This is a genomic window from Kitasatospora sp. NPDC058965, assembly GCF_042741245.1.
Classification (GTDB): domain Bacteria; phylum Actinomycetota; class Actinomycetes; order Streptomycetales; family Streptomycetaceae; genus Kitasatospora.
Window position 1 is genome coordinate 1 of record NZ_JBHYKG010000470.1, and the last position, 4790, is coordinate 4790.

The 4790-nt window shown below is 73.7% G+C and carries 6 protein-coding genes; 4 read left to right on the forward strand and 2 right to left on the reverse strand.

The annotated features are described in order from the left end of the window. Positions 1–155 precede the first annotated feature (155 nt). A complete protein-coding gene (locus tag ACFW1A_RS38660; protein WP_380418049.1) occupies positions 156–1028 on the forward strand; it encodes a hypothetical protein in 873 nt (290 codons plus the stop codon). A 163-nt stretch (positions 1029–1191) separates the two neighbouring features. Further along, the gene (locus ACFW1A_RS38665) at positions 1192–1716 is read left to right on the forward strand and encodes an NUDIX domain-containing protein (protein ID WP_380418052.1); all 525 of its coding nucleotides are present in this window, start codon (positions 1192–1194) and stop codon (positions 1714–1716) included. Between the two features lie 39 nt (positions 1717–1755). Here ACFW1A_RS38665 and ACFW1A_RS38670 read toward each other — a convergent pair whose 3' ends face one another. After that, on the reverse strand, positions 1756–2304 hold the full coding sequence (locus tag ACFW1A_RS38670) for an NIPSNAP family protein (RefSeq protein WP_380418055.1): 549 nt from the start codon (positions 2302–2304) through the stop codon (positions 1756–1758). Positions 2305–2542: 238 nt separating this feature from the next. Here ACFW1A_RS38670 and ACFW1A_RS38675 point away from each other — a divergent pair, with 238 nt between their 5' ends. After that, a complete protein-coding gene (locus ACFW1A_RS38675; RefSeq protein ID WP_380418058.1) occupies positions 2543–3544 on the forward strand; it encodes a hypothetical protein in 1002 nt (333 codons plus the stop codon). Positions 3545–3623: 79 nt separating this feature from the next. Here ACFW1A_RS38675 and ACFW1A_RS38680 read toward each other — a convergent pair whose 3' ends face one another. Then, the gene (locus ACFW1A_RS38680) at positions 3624–4202 is read right to left on the reverse strand and encodes a TetR/AcrR family transcriptional regulator (protein ID WP_380418060.1); all 579 of its coding nucleotides are present in this window, start codon (positions 4200–4202) and stop codon (positions 3624–3626) included. Positions 4203–4293: 91 nt separating this feature from the next. On the opposite strand from ACFW1A_RS38680, the gene ACFW1A_RS38685 reads away from it, so the two are divergent. Beyond that, positions 4294–4740, forward strand: a complete 447-nt coding sequence (locus ACFW1A_RS38685; RefSeq protein ID WP_380418062.1) for an anthrone oxygenase family protein — start codon at positions 4294–4296, stop codon at positions 4738–4740. The last annotated feature ends 50 nt before the right edge of the window (positions 4741–4790 follow it).

The window sequence follows — 4790 nt, forward strand, 5'->3', positions numbered from 1 at the left end:
GGACGCCGAACGGGCCTGCGGGACGCCCTGGACGGTGGCGCTGCGCTGGTACGGGCGGCAGCGGGCGGCCCGGGGCGGCTTCCTGTCAGGCGCCCCAACGGATCCATGGGCCGGTCGGTCTTATCAATTCGCTTGCGAAAAACTAGACTTGACGCATGGTCACTCAGGACTCCGGTCCACTGGCGGGAGCGGTGGAGCCCGGGGCGACGGGCCAGCGGTTGGTCTTCGTACCCAGCCGGGCGGGAGAGCTGGGCTCGGTGCTCGCCGTCAAAGCGCTGGCCCCGGCCTTGGTCGCGACACCCCTGCTGCTCCTCGCGCTGGAGCTCGCCCATGTCGAGAACCGGGCTTCCTACTGGCGCCTCGCCTGGGTGCTGGTCTGGATCGCCGTACTGGTCGTCCTGCTGAGGTCGGCGTCCGCCCTGTTCGTCGCGCTGGCCCGCACGGTGCGCTCGGTCGAGTTCCGTACCGAGGGGGAGGCGCCCCGGCTCGTCATCACCCGTTTCCTCCACAGTGTCGCCGTGCCGTCGGCCGAGCTGCGCTTCGTCAAGGTCGAGGAGCAGCTGAGGGTGGGGGAGCGCCGATCGATCAAGGTGCTGCTCTACTTCGACCTCGCGGCCGGCCCGGTCGAGTGCGCCCCGCCGCGGAGCATCCAGTCCGGGTGGGGCGGGTCGACCGAGATGCTGCTCGACTGGCTGACCGGGCAACTCGGCCCGCTGCGGATCCCGGTGGAGTACGAGGCCATCTCCCAGCGGCATTTCGAGTGCCCCGAGGAGTGGTGGCAGGCCGACCGCCCGGCGCGCCTGTGGCAGGTGCCGAAGAGCGAGGTCGCGGAGCTGGCGGCGCGCTACGGCGTCAGCCGGGCCGAGTACCTCGACCAGGACGGGGGGAAGGACCGGAGCGCGGCGACGATCACCGTCTACGACCCGGCGCAGGTGTACGACCTGATCGAGCGGATCCGGGCGGACCGGGCTGCGGCGGCGGGCGCGGTCGACCCCGTGGTCGAGGACGCGGTGGAGAGCGCGGAATGAGCGCACGCCCCGTCCTTCGAGCCCTGGCGGTCCAGCCCGTGAGGTGGGGGCCGCGGTCGGCGGGTGGTTTGCCTGCGAGTGCCGTGTTGTCCGCGGTGAGGGGCGGTGCGGCCGCCCACCGATGCCGCCCGGCGGTGTCGGTGGCGGTCCCTAGCCTGTCGACATGATCCGTAGCGTGTTCGAGCAGCGTCCGCTCGATGCTGCCGTTGCCGACGCCGGGTGCGCGACGCTGGAGTTCGACCGGGCCGGGGCCTGGTTGCGCGCTGCGCTGGTCGGCGCCGTGGAGCCGTTGGGTGCCGAGGTGTGGGTCCTGGATCCGGCCCTGGAGCAGATCGTGCTGGTCGGGCATCCGTGGCGCGGGTGGGTCCCGCCGGGCGGCAAGGTGGAGCTCGGCGAGTGTCCGCGGGACGGTGCGGCCCGGGAGCTGGCCGAGGAGACCGGGTTGCGGCCACGGTTGTTGGAGCGGCCCGCCGCGGTGGCGGTGCGGTCGTTCGGCCCGGGGTGGCCGGAGACGCTGTCCCTCTCCTACGCCGCGATCGGCGACCCGGAACAGCCACTGATCGCGGAGGACGGGCAGCCCGCGGCCTGGATGCGGCTGGACCAGGGCTGGGACAGCTGCTTCCCCGACGACGTCCTGCGCATCCGGCAGTACGTGCGGCTGCTGAGAGCGGGGCCCGCCGTCCGGTGAGTGCGGCCGCGCGCGGTTCGTCGAGGTCGGCGGGCGGGGTCAGGCGGTCACCGGCTCCAGCCGCAGGCGTCGCATCGGCCACGGCGGCAGCTCGCTCGGGCCGAACCAGACGCGGACGTCCAGCCCGGTGCGGACGGGCAGTCGGGGGAAGTCGTTCTCGGCCGGTTCGGTGCGGTGCAGGGCGTGCTGCGGGGCGAGGTGCCGGGTGGCGAAGGCGTCGAAGGTGGTGGCGTCCGCGGGTTGGCAGACCGTCGCGACCACCTCGCGGGCGCCCGGCCGCGGGGCGAAGCCGGGGCCGCGCAGCAGCAGCACGTCGTCGCTGTCGATCATGGTGGCATTGGCCGCCTCGCGGTGCGCACGCCAGACCGGACCGCCGTAGAACGCCTCCAGCGCGCGCCGGCGGTGCGTCATGTCGGGAAACGCACGCAGCCAGACGAAGCGGTCCGGGTCGTCCAGGTCGCGGAACCGACCGCCGACCGTGATGCCGACCGCCTGCTGGCCCGTCACGAACTCCCGCTCGAACAGCTCGATCAGGGTCTCCCGGGCGCCCGGGTACAGGGTGTACTGGCGCAGTTCGACGATGCTCATGCGCGGCACCCCGCAGCGGCGGGGCCCGCGAGCAGGGCGTGGAGCGGGGCGGCGGGGTGGCGGCCGGTCAGGTCCCCGGGGCCGGGCCGGAAGGCGTAGTCGTCCATGCGCCGCAGGGTAGGGGCGGTCCCCTGACACCTCCTGTCAGGGGAGATCGGGCGGTGTGCGTGCGGAGGGGCCCGCTGCCGGGTGAGCGCCGTGCGGTAGGGTCCGCCGACGGACGGACGGGGGACACACCATGAACGCGCCACAGGAATGGCACTCACCTGGGCTTCCGCAGCTGACGGAGGCCCAGCGCAGGGAACTCGCCAAGGTCGGGTGGGACCTCGACCGGCTCTACGGGCTGAGCCGCAGCACGTACGGCGTCGCGCAGATCCGCAGCGTGCTGCGCTGCTTCACCGACTGCTACCCGGACCGGCCGCCCGGTGTCGCGGACGTGGCGCGGGTGGGCGAGGCCTGGCGGATCGCGAGCCGTCGGCCCGGGGCGGTGCTGCGCGCCCAGCTGAAGCTGCGCGGGCTCGGCCACCTGGACCCGGACAACGGGCTGACCCGCTCCGCGCTCGGCGACACCAAGCCGCTGGAGGGGCGCGAGCGCGTACCGCTGCGCCCGCGCACACCGCGCCGGGCGGTGCTGGGCTGGTCCGTGGTGCTGCTGGTGGTCGTGGTCCAGGCGCTGCTGGGCTTCGTCGACCTGGGCATCGGGATGGTGCTCGGGGCGATCGGGATGATCACCGCCTGGTTCCTGGCGGTGCGTCGGCTGGTCTACGGCCGGCGGACCGCGCCGCGCGCGGTGAAGGTCGCCTACGTGCTGGGCACCCTCGCGCTGACCTACGCGACCGGGGCGACGGGCGAGGTGGCCGTGATGGCCCTGGGCACCCACGGGACCGTGCACGTCGCCTACGAGGACACCGAGACCGGTAGCCACGGCACCCGCTACCGCCAGTGCTACCTGGACCTGCCGGGCGGCGACACCGAGCCGGTGCGCACCGTCGGCCCGTGCCCGGGCCCCGGCGGCACCCCGGTCGGCGCGTACTACATGCCCGGCGGCGACTCCCCGCTGCGACCGGTGCTCGCGGACGCGGCCTCCTGGGAGCACACCGGCCTGCTGTGGGGCATCCCGACCGCGCTCGGCCTCGGACTCCTCGGGTACGCGGTGGTGGCGAGCAGCCGGGACGTGGACCGGCGGCCGGCGCCGCGCTCCCGCCCCCGGCCGCCGGGGCGGGCGAAGCGGCGTCACTGAGCCGAGCGCGGCCGGTGCTGACGGCCGAGCGCGTCGCCCTCGGGCCGCGCCGCGGGCGCGGGCCCGAGGGGCGGGCGGGTCAGGCCACGGCGAGCCGGTCCACCAGGAGCGCCACCCGCCGCTCGGTGTCCGCCGGCGGGAGCCGTCCCGCCCGGGTCAGGGTGGCCAGTCCGTGCAGGGCCGCCCAGAACAGCTCGGTGAACAGGCCCGGGTGGACGCCGTCGCCGGCGACCTCGGCGAGGCTCTCCAGCAGGGCGGCGAAGGCGTCCTTCAGCGGCTCGGGCGTGTCCTCGTGCGCGAAGGCCAGGCCGCCGTCGAGCTGGAAGATGGCGTCGTAGACGGCCGGGTTCCGTTCGGCGAAGTCGAGGTAGCCGCGGGCGAGGGCGGTGACCCGGGCGCGAGGACCGTCCACGGCGGCGGTCGCGGCCCGCAGTGCCGAGGCCATCTCGGCGGCGCCCTGCAGCGCGACGGCGCCGATGATCTCCCGCTTGCCGCGGAAGTGGCTGTAGAGGACGGGCTGGCTGTACTCGATGCGCTCGGCGAGCCGACGGGTGGTGACGGCGTCCCAGCCCTGCGCCTCGGCGAGTTCCCGGGCCGTCGCCACGATGAGGCGTTCGCGCTCCGCCCGGTCGCGTTCCTTGCGTTCCTTTACCGACATGATTCGATCCTAGCACTGCTAGACAATGGAGCGGCAGTAGCACTAACGTTGCCTCGTCAGCTAGCAACGCTAGATCGATGGAGGAGTCATCATGCTCAACGCACTCGAGGTCGTCACCACGGTGGTCGTCGGTCTGATGGTGGGGGTGGAGTTCTCCGTGGCCTTCGTCATCAACCCGATCCTCAACGGCCTCCCGGACGACAGCCTCGTGGCCGCCCGTGCCCACGGGGGCCGAATGCTCGGCGCCGTGATGCCGTTCTGGTACATCGGCTCGCTCGTCCTCGCCGCGGTCTGGGCCGTCATGGGCCGGCACCACCACGGCACCGGCCTGGTCGTCACGGCCGGCGCGCTGCTGCTCGTCAGTGTGGTCATGTCGATCCTGCTGCTCGTCCCGATCAACAACCAGGGCAAGACCTGGACCGCCGAGAACCGGCCCGCCGACTGGCGGGAGCAGGCGAACCGCTGGGACCGCTACCACTACGTCCGGGTCGCCGTCATCGTCGCGGCCTTCACCCTGCTGGTCACCGCGCTCGTCTGAGCCGGCGTACCCGTGGCGTCGACCGGAGCACCGACCCGGGAGCGGCGTGC